This is a genomic window from Polaribacter sp. IC066 (assembly GCF_007997085.1).
Classification (GTDB): Bacteria; Bacteroidota; Bacteroidia; order Flavobacteriales; family Flavobacteriaceae; genus Polaribacter.
In genome coordinates, this window is sequence record NZ_VORR01000004.1 from 96,275 (window position 1) to 118,332 (window position 22,058).

Annotated in this window: 10 protein-coding genes; all 10 read right to left on the reverse strand. The window is 30.1% G+C overall.

Translation table 11 applies throughout. The features are described 5' to 3' along the window. Nucleotides 1-227 precede the first annotated feature (227 nt). Nucleotides 228-2,000, reverse strand: coding sequence for a sensor histidine kinase (locus tag ES044_RS02240; protein WP_147119932.1), 1,773 nt, complete (start codon nucleotides 1,998-2,000; stop codon nucleotides 228-230). 746 nt (nucleotides 2,001-2,746) lie between these two features. Then, nucleotides 2,747-3,064 (reverse strand): T9SS type A sorting domain-containing protein, encoded by a 318-nt coding sequence (locus ES044_RS02245; RefSeq protein ID WP_147119933.1) that lies wholly within the window; start codon nucleotides 3,062-3,064, stop codon nucleotides 2,747-2,749. An 813-nt stretch (nucleotides 3,065-3,877) separates the two neighbouring features. Beyond that, nucleotides 3,878-4,729 (reverse strand): T9SS type A sorting domain-containing protein, encoded by an 852-nt coding sequence (locus ES044_RS02250; RefSeq protein ID WP_189663301.1) that lies wholly within the window; start codon nucleotides 4,727-4,729, stop codon nucleotides 3,878-3,880. A 71-nt stretch (nucleotides 4,730-4,800) separates the two neighbouring features. Beyond that, nucleotides 4,801-6,801: an Ig-like domain-containing protein gene (locus tag ES044_RS02255; protein WP_147119935.1), complete on the reverse strand. Its 2,001-nt coding sequence runs from the start codon at nucleotides 6,799-6,801 to the stop codon at nucleotides 4,801-4,803. 3 nt (nucleotides 6,802-6,804) lie between these two features. Beyond that, nucleotides 6,805-8,094, reverse strand: a complete 1,290-nt coding sequence (locus ES044_RS02260; RefSeq protein WP_147119936.1) for a hypothetical protein — start codon at nucleotides 8,092-8,094, stop codon at nucleotides 6,805-6,807. Between the two features lie 8 nt (nucleotides 8,095-8,102). After that, nucleotides 8,103-16,520 carry a LamG-like jellyroll fold domain-containing protein gene (locus ES044_RS02265; protein WP_147186873.1) on the reverse strand — a complete coding sequence of 2,806 codons (8,418 nt, stop codon included), beginning with the start codon at nucleotides 16,518-16,520 and terminating at the stop codon, nucleotides 8,103-8,105. Nucleotides 16,521-16,541: 21 nt separating this feature from the next. Continuing rightward, entirely contained in the window at nucleotides 16,542-17,429 is an 888-nt protein-coding gene (locus tag ES044_RS02270; protein ID WP_147119938.1) for a phage tail protein, read from the reverse strand. Between the two features lie 168 nt (nucleotides 17,430-17,597). Continuing rightward, nucleotides 17,598-18,242: a response regulator gene (locus tag ES044_RS02275; RefSeq protein WP_147119939.1), complete on the reverse strand. Its 645-nt coding sequence runs from the start codon at nucleotides 18,240-18,242 to the stop codon at nucleotides 17,598-17,600. Next, nucleotides 18,242-21,226, reverse strand: a complete 2,985-nt coding sequence (locus ES044_RS02280; RefSeq protein WP_147119940.1) for a sensor histidine kinase — start codon at nucleotides 21,224-21,226, stop codon at nucleotides 18,242-18,244. Before ES044_RS02280 ends, ES044_RS02275 begins: the two co-directional genes overlap by 1 nt. Further along, nucleotides 21,223-21,945, reverse strand: a complete 723-nt coding sequence (locus ES044_RS02285) for a sensor histidine kinase (RefSeq protein ID WP_147119941.1) — start codon at nucleotides 21,943-21,945, stop codon at nucleotides 21,223-21,225. Before ES044_RS02285 ends, ES044_RS02280 begins: the two co-directional genes overlap by 4 nt. Nucleotides 21,946-22,058 lie beyond the last annotated feature (113 nt).

The following is a 22,058-nucleotide window of genomic DNA, read 5'->3' on the forward strand; positions in this document are numbered from 1 at the left end:
TTAAAGCACTAAATTACAATGTTTTAATTACTAAAAATAATCTAACTATGTACAATATTCTTACCTTCAATCTACAAAAACCATCTGTATCAAAATTGATTTCAGAGGCAATATCTTTAGAAAAAACATCATTTTACCCAAAAACGTTATGAACTGCAGATTCATTTTGAGCAACACCTAAATAGCAAATAAAATAAAAAATAAATAAGTTGCACTTTTTAACCAATTCATTTTTTTATGGGTATTGAAAACAAAAAAGTTGTGCCGTTATTTATTTTGCTATCAATAGAAAGCTTACCGTCCATAATTTTAATTCTTTCTAAAATAGTTTTTAAACCCAAACTATTTTTCTTTTTATTGTCATCTACAACAAACCCTTTTCCATTATCCGAGATTAAAGTAACTACTTTATCTTCTTCTTTTTTAATGTTTACCGTTACCGACTTTGCTTTAGCGTGTTTTACAATGTTCGTTAAACATTCTTGAATTAGTCTGTAAAAGTTAAGTCTTTCATTTTCCTTAAAATAAAGATCTATAGGATCAATATCTCTAGAAAAAATTAAATGTGTTTGTTGTTCGTATTCAGTAATTAACTGTGCTATACTTTTAGTTAAACCATATTCTTTTAGCAATGCAGGATACAAGTTTCTAGAAATACTTCTTACCTCTTCTAACGCATTCTTGGTTAAAAGTGTAATTTCTTTTTGTTGTGAATTTTGTGCTTTTATTTTTATCAAAGTAAGTTGTTGCCCAACACTATCATGTAATTCTCTCGCAATTCTAACTCTTTCTTCTTCTTGCGATTGCAACAAACCTTGTGAGAATTTTTCTTGCTGCAATTTTTCTTTTTTAACGGTGTTTTTAGCTTTAAATAAAAGAATAAAAATAAAAACAGCTATAAGCCCTAGACCCCCAAACAAAAGCAACTGATTTTTTAGAGCATTTTCAGAGGCTAACAAAGCAATGTTACTCTCTTGTGCTGCAATTTTTAAGTTCTTTTTTTCTGTTTCATACTGAATCTGAAGGTCATTAATTTTCGTGATTTTCTGAATCGAGAATAAACTATCTTGAATTTGATGGTAATTTTTTAGATAGTTATGAGATTTTTTAAAATTGCCAGATTTATATTCAATTTTTGATAACAAATAACAAGCAAACCTCTCTTTATGTATGTTTAAGTCTTTCGAAAAGTCAATCGCTTTTAAGGCATATTCTCTCGCTTTAGAAAGATTATTCATCTCTAAATAAGTTTCTGAAATATCATTACAAGTATGCGCGGCACTAGAAAATCTTTCTAATGTAACTTTTAATGCTAACGCCCTAAAAAGGTATGCTAGTGATTCTTCATATTTTTCTAAAAACCGAAAAGAGGAACCTATATTGCCCAAAAAAATAGACCTATTAATTTCAAATCCTCCTTTTTTAGTTTTTTCTAACCCCTTTTCAAAAAGGCTTATTGCTTTTATAACCAAAGCTCTATTATTGGTTCTTGAGCCCTCTTTTTGATAGCTAGCTCCTAAATTTGTTAAATTCCCGATAATGCCTTTTTCGTTGTTTAACCTTTTATAAATATCAATTGCTTTGTAAAAATTTATGCGTGCTTTTTTTAAATCTGGAGTTAGTAGATAAACTTCTCCAATTTTTTCTAGGTGAGCAGCTATTTGTAGTTCATTCTTGTTTTTATCAGCAATTTTTAATGATGTAAAATAACATTCTAAAGATTTATCAAACTCGAAAATAGTATAGTATAACTGACCTAATTTAAAATTGCAACTATAAATTTGTGCCACATCATTTGCTTCTAAAAAATAAAACAGCGCCATGTTTATGTACTCTATCGACTTGTAATATTCTTTTTTTTGATTGTAATAATCGCTAAAATAGACTTGTCCAACCGCAATTAAATTTTTGTTTCCAGCTTTTTTTGAAGCTTCTAATCCGAAAGAAATATTTTTAAAGGCGTTTTCAAAAATTCCTTCTGCACGGAACTCTGCACCCAATTTGTAATAGGCACTTATTACATCGTTTTTTACTATTTTAGGAGGTTGATTTTCTTCTTGTGATTAAGATAAATTTAAGAAAAACAAACACAATACATACAACATATATTTTCTCATCATAGCGTTTAAGAAGAAATTACAATTAATTATTGAGGAGTCTAAACATACACTATAAAACTTAAAAGTGTACTGAATTTTAACAAAAAAACAGAAAAGGAACCGTATTTGGTTCATTGTTTAACCATTAAATTTATTATTTTACAAAGACACCCTATTTATATGCAATGTGAAAATATCCAATATAAATACCATGATCACTAAAAGTGGAAACTATTTATTACCTGCAATGGCCCTAAAACGCTGACATTTGTATAGCATCGAAAAACTTGTTTCACTAATTTAACTCTACGATGTCTTGTAGATAAATTTAATTATTTTTTGATTCACTAAAATTTAAAAAATTAGTATAGCCTTCTTTACTTTATTTTTTTTTGATGAAAGTAAGTAAAAAAGAAATGATTTCTTACATCATTATTTGGATAAAATGGGTGAAATCTAAAGCATAAAAAAAACCGAAGTAAGCTAACACTTAGGATTATTGGGTAAAAAAATAAAAACTTATTCTAAAAGTTTTAAATGTTGATAGAAGTTGTGACATTCTGAACTCGAGTTGTAAAACCTTCGTTAAAATTTTAAAGCTTCTGTTCTCGTTATTTTTTGTTTATTATTTTTCATTTCAACATCTTTTACTCCAAAACAATCTTCTTACTAATTTTTCCTTTCGTAGTTTCAACTTCAACAATGTAAATACCTTGCACTAATTTTAGCAAAGAAATATCTAGAACTCTTTTTGAATTAGAAGAAGAAGACTGTATGATTTGTTTTCCTAAAAGTCTATATAATTTTACACTGGTACATTCTTCTGGCAAACCAGCAATCCTTATCGTAACATTATTTGTTTTATAAAAGCTTATATTTTGTAAAACTACATCCTTAATACTTAAACAACTTCTAGAAGTATGTTGATAGCATCTGCCAATACCAAATAACTTTTCTGACAACATTACTTTATACACCTTATTATTTTCCCTAAATCAGAAAATATATTTGCCTCTCTATCCTGGACATACACTTTTATATCTGATTGCAAATTCAATCTTTGTGCAGAAAATGAGATTTCTTTGACAGCTTCTGCATTGGTACCAACTGAAACAATTAAGTTTTCAAAATCTTTTGGTGAAACTTGCCTTATATAATCTACTCCATCACTATAACTAACTAAATGGGTGTAAATACTTAATGAGGATGGCGCTCCTGTAAAAGTACCAACATCAAAAGTGGGGTCTAGCTTTGTTGTTTTGCCTACTGCGTACTTTATTTTTGTAGTTTTATTATTTTAACCATCAGAAATATGTAATTTAATGGCTGAATCAAGGTTAGATTTGTAAAATACTCTCGTAGTTTGATGACACGGTAGCCTTTTTGAAATCATAAAATTATCGATGTCTGAATTACTTTCATTCACAAAAAACCCTTGACCCAAATGAATTTAATCTTCAATAGAAAATGGTTTACAACCGGTGTCTAAACCGTTCTTAAAATTGGACCAAACATATATTACTTTGTGCCTTTCTGTTGAATTAAGGATATTTAATGAGGGTACATCATTTCCTAAAAAGTAGGATAGAAAAGGATTACCAACTAAATTTTATTTCTTTTTAATCACTTTCTACCTTTGCAATATTCTCTTCTAATATTTTTTAAGTTTTATTATAAGTATCATAATAAATGCAACTAATTAAAAAATAGATAAATATGTGAAAAAATACGTGGCGACCAATATTTTAAACATATCAACTATTTTCTATTTCAATTTTTTACTTTTTAATGATTTTTTTTACTTGACTTCCTTTATTAGAAATAATTTTAGCGAAATAAATACCTGCTTTTAGTTTCTGAATATCTATCGTTATCTCTTTTTGATTACTACTTTTTTCAAATACTTTTTTCCCATTTACATCATATAATGAAATTTGCTCTAATACTTCATTTTCTGAACGAACTTTAAAAAAAGTTGTTGCTGGATTTGGAAATAGAGACAAACTTGTTACGAATTCAAAATCTGTATTTGACAAAGTCGCCCCCACACTATCAAAAGAATCGTTTACTAATTGTATCCCTGGTTCTGTGGTACAGTTAGCCGTTGCCGTTGACCCTCCGTCTGCAAGACCACAAGCTGTAAAAAACTGATCTGTATAGTTTGCTCCAGATTCGAACATAAACGTAGCATCTTCACTTGCGTCTGTATATTTTATTTTTATTCGACATAATTTTGTAGCATCTTCATTAATATTATCTGCTGCAAAGGTGGAAGAGCTAAAGGTTTGTGAAAAGGCCCACGATACTCTTGATGTGGTATTATCATTCGTTGTAAAACCGCCATAAATATTTATAGATGCCGCTAAATCAATTCCTTGACCACATGTATAACCATCTTCCTGTGTTACTTCAAAACTAGAACTTGCATTTACATTGGTACCAAAGGCAGCTGTATTGTAAGTAAAGTATAGTTGACCAGAACCTAATTTAAAGCTTCCTGTTGTATTAATGGTTTGCATCATGACATCTACTTCATAATAGGCGTTACCATCACTATTGGTGTTTTGTGCATTTGCAAATGTAAAGTGAATGTCTTGTGCGTAAGAAGTTAGCCCTACTAATAAAGACATAAATAAGAGTATACTTTTAAATTTTCTTGAGTAATTGTTTTGCATTTTTTTTTGGATTTAGTTGTTTATTTTTAATTTATTTTTTTTCGTTTTGCACTAAAATTTTTCCCTGCGTATTGCTTTCCTTTCCCTATATTTGGGTTTAACACACTATTTAAATCGCTGTTTTGCACTTCACCATTTAAATCCATATCCGCGTTTCTATAACCACTTATACCTCGCAAAGGTTCAACCGCATTTTTATCTGTATTTTGTATTTGTCCATCCCCATTAAAATCACCAGAAAACAAGGTGAATTTACCATCAGTCATTACTTTAATAGCATTTACGTTACCTAATACCAAAGCACTGTTCGTTGATAAATCTAGCGCTATAGAAGCACCAGAAAAAGGAACTGCTTCATTGGTTCGAACACCTAAATGATTGCGATGACTTATTACTATATAATAACTTCCTACTGGAAGCACTATTTTTACAGGAGATATACCATCAACATCAACAATATCGCCATCTCTTTGAATGAGTGCCGAAACGGCCTCTTCTATAGTTGTTTCATTAGAACTGTCTCTAATTTCTAACCAAACCCAATCAACTATAGCATCTTCTCCCGAAACATTTAAAACGTCTTGACTAACAGTAAGAGCGTCTGAATAAGGCGTATCTAAAGGAATAAAACCTTTAACTCTTAAATCATCATTCATCATTCCGGAGCTAACATTATAAGCTCCTTCTAAAAACATTTTTGCCACTACTGAATTTGATACCGAACTTGTATTACTCATAAAATACGCCTCAAATTCTGACAAAACATTAGTGTTTCCGGCAAGATCTTTAATGTCACTATTTCCATTTAATTGCAAAGAAATAATACCAATTTCCAAATTAGAAGAAGCGATGCTTACTTTATATACATTACTAGAAATTAATAACACCTCAGAAATTGTCAATGCGTTAGAAGCTGCTCCCTTTAACTGAAAATCTGTTACATCTACATTCAAAACAGCTTCATTAAAAGTGACTAAAAACCACCAAGAATCTGTATCTTCTTCAATCGAAATAGCACTAATTAATGGTTTTGAAATATCATAAATGAAATTAACTTTGTTTGAAAATTCATTCGGATTACCGTTTTCATCTAAAGAAATATTTGCAGGAACTTGCACCGAGAAATTTCCTTGTGAAAACGGTATAATAGCTACTTTGTAATTTTGAAAATCTGAAGTAGTAAAAGTTGATAGTACTCCATTCTCTACTATAAAATCAGATTTTTCGAAACCTGAAACCACTTTAGAAAAAGCAATATCTAAAGAGACAGGACTTGAATTTGTATTCAAATTTACCAAACTAGAAATAATTACAGTTGTAGGGTTGTTATTTAAGGCTACTGATACAGAAACTTCATAGATGGTTAAAGTTGCTTCATTTTCTGACAAAACTTTATAAATAAGAGCGTTTGTAAAATTCTGCGCAGTATTTCCTGAAGTTTGTAGAACTCCATCAATAAAAACTTTTGATTTTACACTAGTCTCAAAAACAGCCGTTAAACTCGTAACGCTTGTGTTTTCAGGTAACACTATATTTATTTTATCTGAAGTTATTTCTTCATTAACTGAACTTATTCCTGCGAAATTAAAGGAATTAAAAACAGCATTCTCATTTAATTGAGGACTTGCAATACTAAAAGACTGAAAGATTCCTCCAACATTGCCATCAATCCTAAAATCGGTTGACTTGTTAATATTTACAACCAAATCTGTAGCACTATTGTATATTTTAAAATTGATTGTTTCTTTATCAGTATTTGCAAATACGGATAAATAGGTAACATATTTATTAGCACTTGCCTCGAACACAACAGCCGAAACCCCTCTAATTTCACCATTTACAAAAGCTGCAACTTTATCATTAACCCCATTTAATGTTGTACCGTTTACATTTAAAAACGCAGTAAACGTCATACTATATTGATAACTGGCTGAATTTACGGACCAATTAGGATCTTGCGCCTTTATTGTTTGTATAAATAACCCTACAAAAACAATAAAAAATAATTTGTTTAAAACTGTTTTCATAAGTTAATTTTGATGCACATTAATTACCGAGTTCAGTAATAAATTACCTGCTTTATCTTGTATTGTATTGGTTGCTTTTAAATTTAGAGCTGCAGCACCAATATAGTTTTCAATATTACGAACCGTTACTAAATAGGTTGCATCACTTTCTTTTACAACAACAAACGTTGCATTAGAAACACTTTCAAAACTAGTTGAAAATACATTATCTACAGCTTCACTAAAAACTACTGTAAATTCTAAAGTGTCGCTCTGTGTAATTTCTTCAGATGGATTTCCTTTTTTAATAGACAACAAGTAAGGTTGAATTAAATCGTACTTAAAAGTTAATTTATTAGAGATAGAATTCCCTTCATTATCTGCATTTAAAAGTGCGTTTTCTGGAATTTCAACAGAAAAACCTCCTTGTTGAATTGGTACAATTTCTAGCGTATAAAGTAAATCATTTCCTTTTTTTATCGATGAAACTACCGCATTTACTAATAAAATAGCTTTATCTGTAAAATTTAGAACTGGAACATTTGTTTCTAGTTGTATTAAAAGCGGTGCTTGTTTTATATTAATATTTGCTTCAGTTTTTAAAACAATTTCTGGCGGAGCAACATTTGCTTTTTCTAAGGTAACAGTTACGTCATATTCTAAAAAAACAGCTTCATTTTCCGATAATAAATGGTACTTTATTGAGCTTGTAAAGTTTTGCGCTGTAGTTCCTGAAACCTGCTTTGTATTTTCAACAAAAAAACTAGCATTATTACTTATGGAAAACTCTGCAATTAAATTCGTAAGGTTTGCACTTGAAGGCAAAACAATGTCAATTTTACTGTTTGCTATACTTTGCGAAACATTGGTTATTCCAGAAAAAGTAAACGAATTTAAAATTACTTCATTACTTAAAACCGGACTTGCAATACTATAAGACTTTAGAATTCCACCAACATTTCCATCAATAGCAAAGTCTTGATTTTCTGCAACATCGACTACAGTATCGTTTGTACTATCAAATATTTTAAAAGAAATAGTTTCTCCACTTGTATTTGAAAAGACAGATAAATACGCTACATATTTAGCTGCACTTGCCACATAAACCACATTTGCAACACCTCTAGTTTCTCCGTTTACAAAGGCGCCAACTTTATCTTCTGTAGAAGATAAAGTTGTGCCATTTACACTTAAAAACGTAGTAAACGTCATACTATACTGATAGCCTGAAGTATTCACAGACCAATTAGGGTCTTGTGCTTTTGCAATTAACCCTATTAAAAATAGGATTAAAAAAATAAAATATTTTTTCATAGTTTATTTTATTTTTTAACCAGTTTCTTAATTGTAAACTTCCCATTAGACGCACTTAACTTAATTAAGTACACACCATTTGCTAAATTTGAGGTATCTATTGTTGTAATATCTTTACTCGTAGAAACTGTATTGATAAGCGCACCAATCGTATTAAAAAGTTGAATTTTAGTGACTTTATCAACTTGTTGTGATGCGTTTATTGTAATACTTTCTGAAAAAGGATTCGGGTATAAAACCACCTTATTTAAAAACAAGTGGTCGGTTGATAAACTTTTTAGATTAATGACCACTGGTGCTTTCATATTACCAAATACCTTATTATTCTCAAAAAGGAAATTTAAATTTGCATCCAATTCTTTCTTTCCGTTAGATAGATAAAACTTAAGAATTTCGTTCGTATTACTAAAAGCTGCAATAAAACTCATTTTTTTATCACCAACAGAAACTATCGGAGACTGGCCTCTTAAAATTCCTTCGGAATTATACACCAAAACGGATTCATATATTTCATCTGAAACTATCTCTGCAACAATGCTCATATTTGCGTTGTAATTCGCAAACAAAGCAATGGTGTTTTCAGTATGTTCTTGTCCTTGAACAATAGCCGATTTTGCTGCCCTTTGAAAGTTTGGATAATTAAGAGTTTGTGCCTCTCCAGACTTCATCATATACCCTCTATTAGATTGCATGTAATTAAGAGTTCCACTCCAACCAGAACTAGCATCATAAATAGCAAAGTTGTATTGATCTTTAATGACATCGCCATCCGAAGGATTGTAAAAAGTAAGTGCTTCTGCTAAACTTATGTTTCTATGAATAGGAAAGGGCAACCAGTTCCAACCTTGATTAAGCGTTAGGTTGATATTTGTTTCATTTACATCATTCCCTTTTAATCGCAATAAATTGGCATCTGCTAACTTTACCTTATACATTTTGGTGTTCTCTATCGTTGTCAAAGAACCAAACCAATTATTGTTTTCGAAACGCGTAAATGTATTTTGAGATTTAATTTGATCATCATTCTGCAACAGCATTCCTTCAAAAGTTGCTTTTATATTATTAAAACGAGCATCTTGCACAAAGAAAGAAGTCCAAGTCCAACCTTTGTTTAAGGCAGTTGATTGTTCAGAAAACTGATCTCCAGAGAAAATTGCTGGTGAAGATTTAGAACCGATCACTTCATTTTGTAAAAAAGAGACCTCTGTTGCTCCATTTATAGATGCAATTATAACTTTTCCGTTTAAAGCATCCCAAATTTTAAAGGTTACATCCTCTCCACTTGTAACATTACTATAAGCAGTTAGGTAAAGAAAATAGCTATCAAAAGCTTTATGATATTGTAAATACCCTTCACCTCTCGGGTTGTCATCTACAAAAGCACCTACTTTAGTATATTGATCTCTAGAGAAAACATCGTTAATTTTAATTTTTCCAATAATATTCATACTATTCGAATAATCTGGTGCATTTACAGACCAATCTGGCGCTGCTGTTAGCACTCTTAATTCTAGTGTAAGTCTGTCATTAAATTCTGATGTTGTTTCTAAAAATATATTGGCATTGTAGGTTCCCATTGCCAACTCTTTATCTACTGTAAAAAGAACTTGTTTTGTTGAGTTTGGTGATATAGTTCCTGATGTATTAGCAACTTCAATCCATGTTGGTAAACCACTAATGGTATATGGTTGGGTGCTACCTCCTTTATTTACAATATCCATCGTAAACGTATACGCTTCGTCTACATTTTTTTCTTTAATAATCTCTTTGGTTCGGGCTGCTGTAAACCATTCAATTTCTTGTTTGTTTACAAAAGCAGACCAACTTATTGGCGATAATTGTTCGTTAAAATGTTTGTCATACAGCCTAGAAACAGAGAAGTTTAAAATTTGACCTTCAAAAAGCGACCATTCTTCCGTTGTTAATTCTGGTTGAACAATCATTTGATCTCCATTAATTACTGTTGAAAAAGGAATGTTTGTAAACTGTAGTTTAGGTTTTAAAGCTGGCGAATCTTGCGTATAACGCTGTGTTGTGGTTCCTTTTAATTTTGAAAATGTGCTACTTACCAAATTGTTTGCAACTACATGATTGTAATTAGGTCCGTTTACTGTATTACCATCTTCTTTATTAAAATCTGCATACAGCATTAAGCCTGCTGAATTTGCATCAATCTCAAAATAACGATCTCTTTTAATTTGATCAAAACTTCTTGCGGTATTCCACAAACGAATTTCATCTAAACTCCCTGTAAAGTGATTGTCTATGGTTTCATTTGAAGAAACATCTTCAAAAAGTCTTGCACCTATTAAAATTTTATTTCCAGAAATTCCGCCAATATTAACAGAAGAAACAGATGTTGTTTCTAAAGCGTCTACATACGCATTTATAGAACCACCTCTTTTTACAACCAATGCAATGTGATGCCAAGTGCCATCTGCCAAGGATTGTGTAGTTAAATTGTAAGGAATGTTTTCTGATAGCAATTCTAGATTTCCATCAGATTTCATATTTACAGACCATTTATTTCTTAAACCATTGGTTTGTACTAAATCGTCATTATTTCCTTTTCCATTGGATACAATAGTTGCTGCCGATCCGTTTGCTGTTTTAATCCAAAATGATAATGTAATATCTTCTGCGGTACTTGGTTGCACAAAACCAACGTTTTCTAATGATAAAAATGAATTGTTAGCGAAAGAATATGCTGTTCCTTTTGGTTTAATATCCCAATCTAAATTTACAATCGCATTTCTGCTTTTTGCTTTATCAACACCAACGTTTCCGTTTCCTTCGTCTAGAGACCAATATCCTAACAAATTTAATTCTCTACCTGTTAATGTTTTGTCTTTTGCCACCGTTGCTTGCGCTCGTGTAAAAGTTTTAGACCAAAAACGAACATCGTGTATATTACCACTAACATTGTTACCTCCAATAAAAATGGAGTTGTTAGAATTTAGATCTAAATTATCTGTTAAAACTTCAAATGCTAATTCTGTTCCATTTTCTAAAATTGCTAATTTCGCATCATTTCCACTTTGATACACCAAAGAATAAAAATTATATTGCGCAGGATTAATTACTGCTTTTACAGATTCTCCACCTAAACTAAACGTAAGCTCATTACCAATTAAAGTTGCATTAATTCCGTTTTCTTGCGAAATTAACTTACCAGATGCTGTAGTTGCATTTTTATACCAAAATTGCATGGTTAATGAACCCTTTGGTAAAATTTGGTTTGGCAACTCTATTTGATTTGCTCCACCATCTAAAAACACAGAAACACTATGATCTATGTCTTGCTGATTACTTAAACCAGATACTTTAATACTGGTTGCAATTCGTTCTTGAATTGCTTCATTAAATCGAATAGAAATATCTTCACCAACATCTAAAATACCATCTGATGGTTGTGGTGTACCAAATAAAACCGGAGCGTTTAAATTAATAGATCCTGAAACAACTGGAGAAATATTAGTAACATTATCTGTACAATAAGAAATTGCTCTAAATTCATAGTTTCCATCTGCAATTTGATCTCCAATTATATCCCAATTAAAAGTATATTCAGAGTTTGATGGGTCTATTACCAAACCTTCTGTATCACTTGCTTCATCTAATAAAGTTTGCGAACCATAATAGGTATTAAACTTTACCCAATTTGCAGAACTTGCGTTTCTATATTGCAATTCTATTTTTCTAAAACCGGCAAAATCTGTATTAAAATCTGTAAATGTAATTGGCAACGTATTTGTTGTTGTATTGCCATCTACATCTTTAGAATACCCTTCTGCTCTATTAAAAATGAAATTATTTTCTGGCACAGAAACAGTTACTTTAGAACACGATTTTTTAAACTCAACTGAAACATCAATAAAACCATCAGAATCATTAATATCATCACAAGGGCTTTTTAAATAGACTCTAATATTGTCATATTTAAAAGTACTTGAGGCAGAAGATTTATACACTTCAAAAGGAAAATCTATGGTTTCATTAAAAGGGATGTACACATTTACACCACTTGAACTTACATTTGTGGTAGCTCCATTTAAAGTTAACGCATCTACTTCTATAATATATTCTAAATCGGACCGTGTTTCACTATTATTCTTCAATTTTAAGATGAACAAAGCACCTTCACTTTCTGGAATATTCGTTAAAATAGTTTTATCTGATTTTACATCTGGTTTATACACTTCATTTGTTGCATCACCTAAAACTTCACCACCAAGACCAATTATATTTGATCTATAACCTGCTTGTTTATAAAAAAGAGACGTAGTTTCACCTTCGTGAGGACAAGAAGTAGCACCTGCTTTTGTTATAAATACGGGACCATTACCATCAAACATATTTATAACATCTACACTTAAAACATTGTATTGGTCATTGTCTTTTAAGGTATAAGAAATTGTAGTTGTAACATCTTCTTCAGATGAAAATACTTTTGTATCGAAGTCTGAATCTATTTGTGTGAATACCGAATTATAACCTACATTATTTACAAAACCACCAAGTTGTTCTTTGAACTCTGTTGATGTTTCTATTTCTACTTCTGTTGATTGCCCAGCGATAACGGTTGTACTAACAGAACTTGTAAACTCACCTACACCAGCATCAAAGGATTGATTAGAAAAGAAGTTTTCATTTACCAAACTAGTTATTTGACTTTGATATTCTCCAAAATCTCTAACTTTTGCTATAACAGATTGCTTATACGTTTCTCTGTTATTCTTTGCATCGAACTTCGTTTTTTCATTATCTTGAATAATTCGTTTCCATAAGTTTGCCTGATTTCTATAGGTTCTCTCTGTGCGTAATGAACCTGCTGGCTCATTCGCTGGATTAAAGTTATCTGCAAAAGCAATTAACTCTGGTATTAAAGTTTCTACAATGTATTTTTGAGAATAAGAGAAAAATGTTTTTGTAGGTTGTTCGCCAATAAAACGATCTTTTCTTGTACTTACATATAATGTTTTATCTTTATCATCTTCATCTTTTACGGTAACTTCTATATTTGGCACTGTTGTTCCATTTGTTAACTTTAAAGGAACTTCTGTGATAAACATATTATCAAAAAGACCATAATACATGTTTTTAGCATTACCAATGTATAAATCTCCATCAGAACCCACAAAATCAATATCATCACTTGTAGAAATTGTTTGATTAAACGTATAACTATTTGTAGTTAAATTCTGACTCGTATTTGTTATCGATTTAGACAATAAACCCTCTGCATCTGCTACAATACTTGTTTCTACATCTGTAAATAATACAAATCCGCCTGTAGAAATAGTAATATCTGGTCCTATAGAAGCATAAAAGCCTACACCGTCTTCATCTGTTGAGCCATTTACACTTTCTTTGGTATACGTTATCGTTGTTCCTTTTTCTATAGATGCAAAACTGTTAGAACCTGGCGGATCTCTTAAAATAATATCTGGTACTTCTGGCGCAATCGTAGCAAAAGCTACGCCTCCTGTACTTTTACCCCCTTTAATAATTCCGTCCTTTTTAAAATCTGAATCATTAGAAATTGCCAGTGCATTACTACCTGTTATGCTATATTGAACTGTAATACTACTTTTAAAATCATCATCAAAAGCAATATTTGGTTCTCCTGCATAAAATGAATACGTATAATAAGCGCGGTTTCTACTTAGTACTGTAGTGCTTTTATTTTCTATCTCTAAATTATTAGTAATATTAAAAGTACCTTCTGTAAAAAATTCTTTTGTAAGCACTTCTTGTGCCTCATCTTTATTTACATACTCTTGAGAGACTTCAAAAGTAATATCATATTTCTTTTTCTGAATATAAATTGGCACGGCTAAACCACTAATGTCATAAGTATTATCGCCAATTTTAAATGCTGTTTCATATTCTTGTTCTAATAACTTTAAAGTTACTGCAGAATTATATCTAAAACTTTTTTTATGATGGAATGCTTCTGAAAATAATTCTGTACCATCTTTTGTTGTGTAACTAACAGAGTCTAAAACAGGTGCTGCTAATAAATTAAGTGTTTCAACACTTGTTAAAATAACATTATTCAAATCTTCATTTGATGGAATTTTTAAATCTGCTTTTTTTATGTTATAAATATAGGGTATTAAAGATGCTTTATATTCTCCAGTAACTGCATTTGTAGCTACTACAACATCTAATGTAGTAGTCTCTATATCTCCTTTTAAAATAATTGTAGCGACACCAATATTATTTTTAGAAGAAATAACTTGTTTTTCTTCATTTTCGGTTCCTGCATTATTTGTATAAGAAAACGCACCCTCTACACCAAAACCCACTGGCTTATCTGATTCTATTTTACCACCCACAACTTTACCCACTAAAGAGATTCTTGTAGTATCTATAAACCAAGTTGGATCTATTTGATCTTCAAAAAACTCAAACGTATCTAAAGCCGGAAAGAAACCATTATGAGCAAATGCATGCCCCTCTTTTCTAACTTCTACATTATGTTGTCCAATAGGTACAGTCACAGTAAATTTACCATCCGCATCTGTTTTTACAGGTTGGTTGTTAGTACCAATCACAATATCGCCATCTATATAAATAAATGCGTCTACTAAACCAATAACTGGGTATCTTTTTAATTCACCGCCTTCATAAAAGCCATTACCTTCATTTATAGCACCACCTTCATAATAATATTCTCCTTTATTTATGGTGATTTTAGAACCATTACTCGTAACTCTATATTTATTATAACTAAAATCTTCTATATCTGTATACGCTAATTCGTCTGTTTCTAAGTCTATGGTATTAAAAACATCTTGTACATTATACACCGCTCTACCATTAAATTGAAAAGAAGAAATATCTGTAAAATTTAATTGGTTTACTACACTAGATGCCGAACCTAAAAATACGGTTTGACTTGCAGGCTCAAAGGCATGTAACCCTAAAGAAGGGGTAATTACAAAAGATTCTCCAGTACCAGAATATGGGATACTTGCAATTGTATAAGCACCATTTGCATCTGTAACCCCAAAAACACCTAATTGTTTTCTGGTTGGTTTTGTACTGCTAAATGAAAATGCGTTTTCTGTATTTTGACTAAATATACCATCGTTTTTATTTTGACGAAAGCCTTTTCTAGATAAATCATATACGTTGTTTCCTGCATTTTCATCTAACCTTAAATACATACTTAAAGCTGTTTCTGCACCGCTTAAGTACCTTCTATAATCTCTTCTTATTTCTTCGTTTGTAAGTAATCTGCTCCAAACTCTAACTTCATCTATATAACCTGTATAATCATCTCCTAAAACTATTTTGCTTATTTTTTGGGTATCTGCAGAAGCAAACCCATATGAATATTGTCCATTTTCAAAAGCAAAACTTGGAGCTACAACACTATCTTCTATAGTGGCTTCATCTATATAAGTTTGATTAATTTCTCTACCATTTACATAAAATTTTGGCGTTATTAGATTTTCTAAAACAGCAGTAATATGAAAAAAAGAAGTGTCAGTTAATTCAGAAATATTCTTAAAAATATCATTACCTAAACCATCTAATTCACCTGTAGGATATGAATTACTTAACGTTATTTTTCTAATTAAAAAATTAAATATATATATTTCAAAAACAATAGAATTCTCACCAAACTTACCAACTTTTAGTGTGGCATTATAACCACCACTTGTATTAAATTTAAAAACATCTCCAAAACCTGTTACCCAAGATTGTAATGTTGTCTCTTTTGCTGGTATGTCATATTCAATATTATCTATAGAAATAAAACCATCATCAATTTTTAAACTACTGCCTGCAGTAGTATTTTCTACACCATTTGCTTCTGCAAATAACACAACATCTTTTACTGGGCTTCCACCTTCAAAAGTAACACTACCAGAAACGGTAGCTGAAGGGTTTCTAAAACCAACACCCTCTATATAATTTACATACAATTCATTTAAGTTAGAAACACCAACTGCTTCTACTCTATATTCATATAAAATACCACCTTCTACCTGTGTATCATTATATTCAAAAATATCTTTACCTACACTTCCTATTAGTTGTAACGCATTGTTACTTCCTAATTGTTTTCTAAAAATATTAATTTTCTCTATTTTGTCTTGGTTATTACCAAGCGTCCATTTAATATTTACTTTATCTGTAAAATAGCCTTTAGAAACCTCAAAACCATCTATTACAAATGTTGGCGAAATGTACAAAACACCATAAGGAAAACCAACTCTTGCTTGCAAACCCCCTGTATTTAAAGAAGATAACATAGGGGTACCTATTTGCATTTGCATTTGTAAATTATTATCTGCATTATTATAATCTACTGCAGCATTACCAACAAAAAGTTGATTCTGACTCTGTTCTTGTGCTTGGGCAAAATAGGTTACCAAACACACACATAAAATATGTAGTATTTTTTTCATCTTTTTAGATTTAGTTCAATACTATAATTTTATAATATAATTTACACCGTAGTTTACAGGTCTCGTTTCTGTTCCTCCAGAAGAACCACTATTGCCTTGTACATCATGATTATGACTTCCTGCAGCTTTTATAGTACTTAAATTAAATATATCTAACTCGTCCGCCGTATTATCAAAACCGGTAGGTGTTGAGCTATAATAAGGAGCTACATTCTTACTTAGCATTACATTATAAATACCATTATTATGATTATGATTTCCTTCTGTATCCGTTACATATGAACCTGAATTATGAGTATGTGCTTCATTAGAATCACTCTGATAATTTCTTAACGAAGGTCCTGTTGAATTAGTACCATAAGCACTTTGCCCAATACCTCTTAAAAACATCCCTTTTAAATTTGGAGTTGTTGTAGTACCCAATAAAGTTCTTAAAGCTGTATTTATTGTTGGTATTGCGCTCCCATCACACAACAACCAACCTCTTGGAGCTGTAGCACCTAAAAACGAAACTACAGTGCCTGTTGGCACTCCGTTTTCTGCATACTTAGCATAAGGCACGTATTGAAATGGTTGGTCATAAACATCTATAGCACTACCGTTATAATTTACAGAAACTTTTATTTTTAAATTTTCTAAAGAAAAATCTACACTCGTAAATGTGTTGGTAACTGGATTACCTGTACTTACGATATGAGAAAACACACCAAAATTATCTGTTTTAATAGATTGTGTTTCTTTATACAAAATAGTATTATCATTTTTTGTTATACTAAACGTATACGTTAACGTTGTATTTATTATTGCAGAACTTGTATTATCTCTAGCAATACCTTGCACGGCTATACCTTGTGCAAATGTTGTTGCAGAAATAAATAAAAATAAAAATATTGAGTAAACTTTTTTCATAATGTTAGCTTTTAATGGTTGGTAGTGTTTATTGCTAACAAAGTTATATGTAAAGAAGTGTTTACGAAATACGTACTCATGACTATTACTACGTATGCATACGTACTTAAAGTAAAGAAAAGAAGTTGTTTTTTAAGAAGTTACTGTAAACTAAAAAAAGAAGGATTTTTAAACGTTGTCTAACAATTCTTTATTTTCTTTTACCCAAACTGTAAGTGCATCTGCATCTGAAGGTAAATCTAATTTAGAAATAATATTAGATCTATGTTTGTCTACAGTTCTTGTAGATATTGATAAAATTTCTGCAATTGCCTTTGTTGAATTTCCATTCGCAATTAAACGAACAATAGTTCTTTCTGAAGGTGATAAGAATTTTATTTTTTCTATTTGATTCGAAAATTCTTTGGTAAATACTTCATTAAAAATTGCACTTGTATAGAATTTATCTTTTAAAGCACTTTTAATGCATTTATTAATTTCAGAAAAAGGCTCGTCTTTTAATAAATAGCCAGAAATATTCATTTGTTTCGCTTTTAAAACAAAGCCTTTTTCTTTATAAGAAGTAAGTAGTATAAACTTGGTTTTTACGGATACTTCTTTACATTTTTTAATCACTTCAAAACCCGTTAAAAAAGGCATATTAATATCTAAAATAGCAATTGTTGGCTTTTTAGAAACAATCATTTCTAAAGCTTGCGCACCATTTGTTGCACCTTCTAAAACGTTGTATTTTAAACCTAATAATTCGTCTCTTAGACCTTTTAACAACATTGGATGATCGTCTGCAACTAGAATTGTTATATCACTATTCATTATTTTATGGGTATTGAAAAGACAAAGTCAGTTCCTAAATCTAATTTGCTATCGATAGAGAGCTTTCCTTTCATAATTTTAATTCTTTCAAAAATAGTCTTTAAACCAAGACTATTTTTCTTTTTACTATCATTTACATTAAACCCTTTTCCATTATCAGAAATTAACACGATCACATTTTTGTTTTCTTTTTTTATAGATATAGCAACCGTCTTTGCTTTGGAGTGCTTTATAATATTTGTTAAACATTCTTGTATTATTCTATAAAAATTTAGACTTGTATTTTCTGTAAAATAAACATCTATTTCATCAATATCCATAGAAAAGAACAAATTAGTTTGCTCATCATACTCATTTATTAACTGTTCTATGCTATCTCTTAAACCTAGCTGTTTTAGCAATGCTGGATATAAGTCTCGAGAAATACTTCGTACTTCTTCCAAGGCATTATTCGTCATTTTTGCAATAGGATCATCTGCTATATTTTGGGCTCTTTTTTTAATCAAGGTTAATTGCTGCCCAACACTATCATGCAATTCTCTGGCAATTCTTGTTCTTTCTTCTTCTTGAGATTGTAGTAAATCTTGCGAGAATTTTCCTTGCATTTTATTTTTCTCTCTTGTTTGTTTTAAAATCCAAATTAAAAAAGAAATAGTAAAAAAAGAAATTATTAAATAAAACCACCATGTTTTGTAAAAAAAATTTTTAGAATTAATTTCTAAAAATAAAGATTGGGCTATTTTTTTATTTGAAAAATCTAAAGCCTCTATCTCTAAACTATATTTACCCGCAGATAAATTAGCAAATCTAACTGTTTGTTGATCGCTAATACGAACCCAATCTTCACTATTTAACCTGTAGCGATAATTATAATGTTTATCTACAGGATTGTTCGTAACCGAAAAATCTAACTCTAGGTTTCTGTTTTCTGGTGGAATACTAATACTTTTTATTTCGTTTATTTTATTTCTGTCAAGAATTTCTGTGTGTTTATTTAATTTTTCATCATACTTTCTTATCCATACTAAAATTAGTTTTGAAGCATTTTTTTTATCTTTTAAATCTTTAGGTTTAAAATAATTTAGTCCTTTTAAAGTACCTACAAGAATACCCTCTTTTGTTTTTAATGCACTATATCTATTGGCTTCATTGTTGCTAAACCCGTCTTCAATTCCAAATCGTTTAGATTCTTTACTATTGATATCAAAAAGCACAAATCCTTTAAAAGTATGGAGCCACCATTTATTATCATCTCTAATAATTGTAGCGATTCCTGCATTTAAATCGTCTTCATAGATTGTTGTAAATTTTTCATTTTCTTCATTAAAACGAATCACTTTTCCGGATCTACTTCCTACTAAAAAACCATAATCCGGGTCGTAATCTGTCATCAGTAAAAAATCATCTTTAAGCCCCTCTTTAATTGTATATAATTTACTTTTTTTGCTTTCTAAATTATACATTAACAAGCCTTTATCTGTAGCTCCTGCAATTAAATTTTTATGAATTGATACGTCATAAAAAAATAAAGAATCTAATTTTAAGAGTACTTTATACTTTTTTGTTTTGGTATTAAAGGTATATAATCCTTGGTTTTGTGTACCATATAAAAGAATAGAATCGTTTAATTTTTCTATGGAGCGCACCCAAAGGTTATCCCAAGATTCTATTTCAGAAGAATATAACTTCTTTTTAAAAATAGTACTTAAGTTATTACTCCATATAAAACCATTTTCAATAAAAATATTTCTTGAAGAACCTGGTGTTATTAATTTACCTTTTTGTGAAAATTTATATTCTTTTACTTCTTCGCTTTTAATGTTTACTGTAAACCAACCTTCTATTTCTGTTGCAACCAAATATTCATTTTCATTTAACGCTTTTATAGCTCTTATACTTTTATCTTCTAAAAATGTCTTTACTTTTTGAGAAGGTAACTTAAAATAGTGCAATTCTTTTTCTTCTGTTGCTAACCAAAAACCGTCATTAATATTATTAGAAATACTACAAATTGAAGTGCCTTTTCCAAGGTCAAAATCTTTTATTATTTTATTTAACACACCTTTTTTGTAGGAGTGAATGCTTATTTTTTTGTCTTGTTTAGAAAGTATAAGGTTATTATTAAAATCATCATTATACATTAATAATTGTTCACTTTTTATAGCTGTATTTTTATGAACAGGAAGAATTTCTATTTTGTTCTCATCGATATAATATAATTTAGGATCCTCGTAGAGAAAAACATAGGTACTATTATCTTTCACAAATACTTCATCAATCCAAGTATATAAATTAGTCTTACTTTTTACTTTTGGATATTCTTTTATTTTTTCTCCTTGCCAATTATAAGCAACAATATTTAAGTGATTGTCGGTTAAAATAAAAAAATCTTTGAAAGGGATAAGCCTTGTAAATAAGTCTATAATGTTTTTGTTAGATTTAAGAACAAGTACTAAAGAAATAGTTAAATTCTTTTGCAATTTATAGAGTAGTATTTCTTTTTCTTGTTGAACTAAAATATAATCTTCATCCCTTATCTTAAAAACTTTCGAAATTGCATTTCCAATTAATTCTGGAGAAGTCATTTTTTGAAACTGCATTGATACCGGATCAAAAAGAATTAATCGTTGATTATAAATACCCACATCTAATCTTAAGTAAAATAAACCATCTTGTCGTTTATATATTTGGTTAATTTCACTAACTCTTTTATCCAATTTTGGTAATTGAATACTATGAAACGTATTGCCATTAAAACGCTGAAGAACAAGATTTACATCACTTAAAATAATTTCTCTATTATTTAAACTCTCTCCTCCTAGCCAGAGAAACCCATCCTCATCAAAATTCATTGCTCTCACAATATCTATCACAAAACCATCACGCTCTCCAAGAATCTTATGATATGTAGATGCGTGTTGAGCTATGCCTAAAGCTGTAAAAAAAAGGAAAAAAGGAAAAATTTTACTTTTTAAGAAATTCATTTTTTTATTGGTATTGAAAAAATAAAACTAGTTCCGATATTTAACGTACTGTCTATTGAAAGCTTACCGTTCATAATTTTAATTCTTTCAAATATAGTCTTTAATCCTAAGGTATTTTTCTTTCTCTTATCATTTACATCGAACCCTTTTCCATTGTCAGCAATTAAAGTAACAATGTTTTTGTGTTCTTTTTTTATAGTTATAGTAACAAATTTTGCGCTGGCATGTTTTACAATATTAGTTAAACATTCTTGTACTAATCGATAAAAATTTAAACTTGTGTTTTCTGTAAAATAAACATCTATTTCATCAATATCCATAGAAAAGAACAAATTAGTTTGCTCATCATACTCATTTATTAACTGTTCTATGCTATCTTTTAAACCTAGCTGTTTTAGCAATGCTGGATATAAGTCTCGAGAAATACTTCTTACTTCTTCCAAGGCATTATTCGTCATTTTTGCAATAGGATCATCTGCTATATTTTGGGCTCTTTTTTTAATTAAGGTTAATTGCTGTCCAACACTATCATGCAATTCTCTTGCAATTCTTGTTCTTTCTTCTTCTTGAGATTGTAGTAAATCTTGCGAGAATTTTTCTTGCTGTATTTTTTCTTTTTTTGCAATATTTCTTGATTTCTGAAGTGTAATAAAACCAAAGATAGATAAAAGCCCAATTCCCCCAAAAAGCAACCATTGATTTTTACAGGGCAGAATCATACTTTTATATTTAATATTTTGAGCAAATAGTCTTCATTCCATCCAGCTTCAAGCCTTTTACTTTTTACAGATAGTTTTTTAGAGTTTTCATTTTTCAGTAAGTTTAAAGCAAT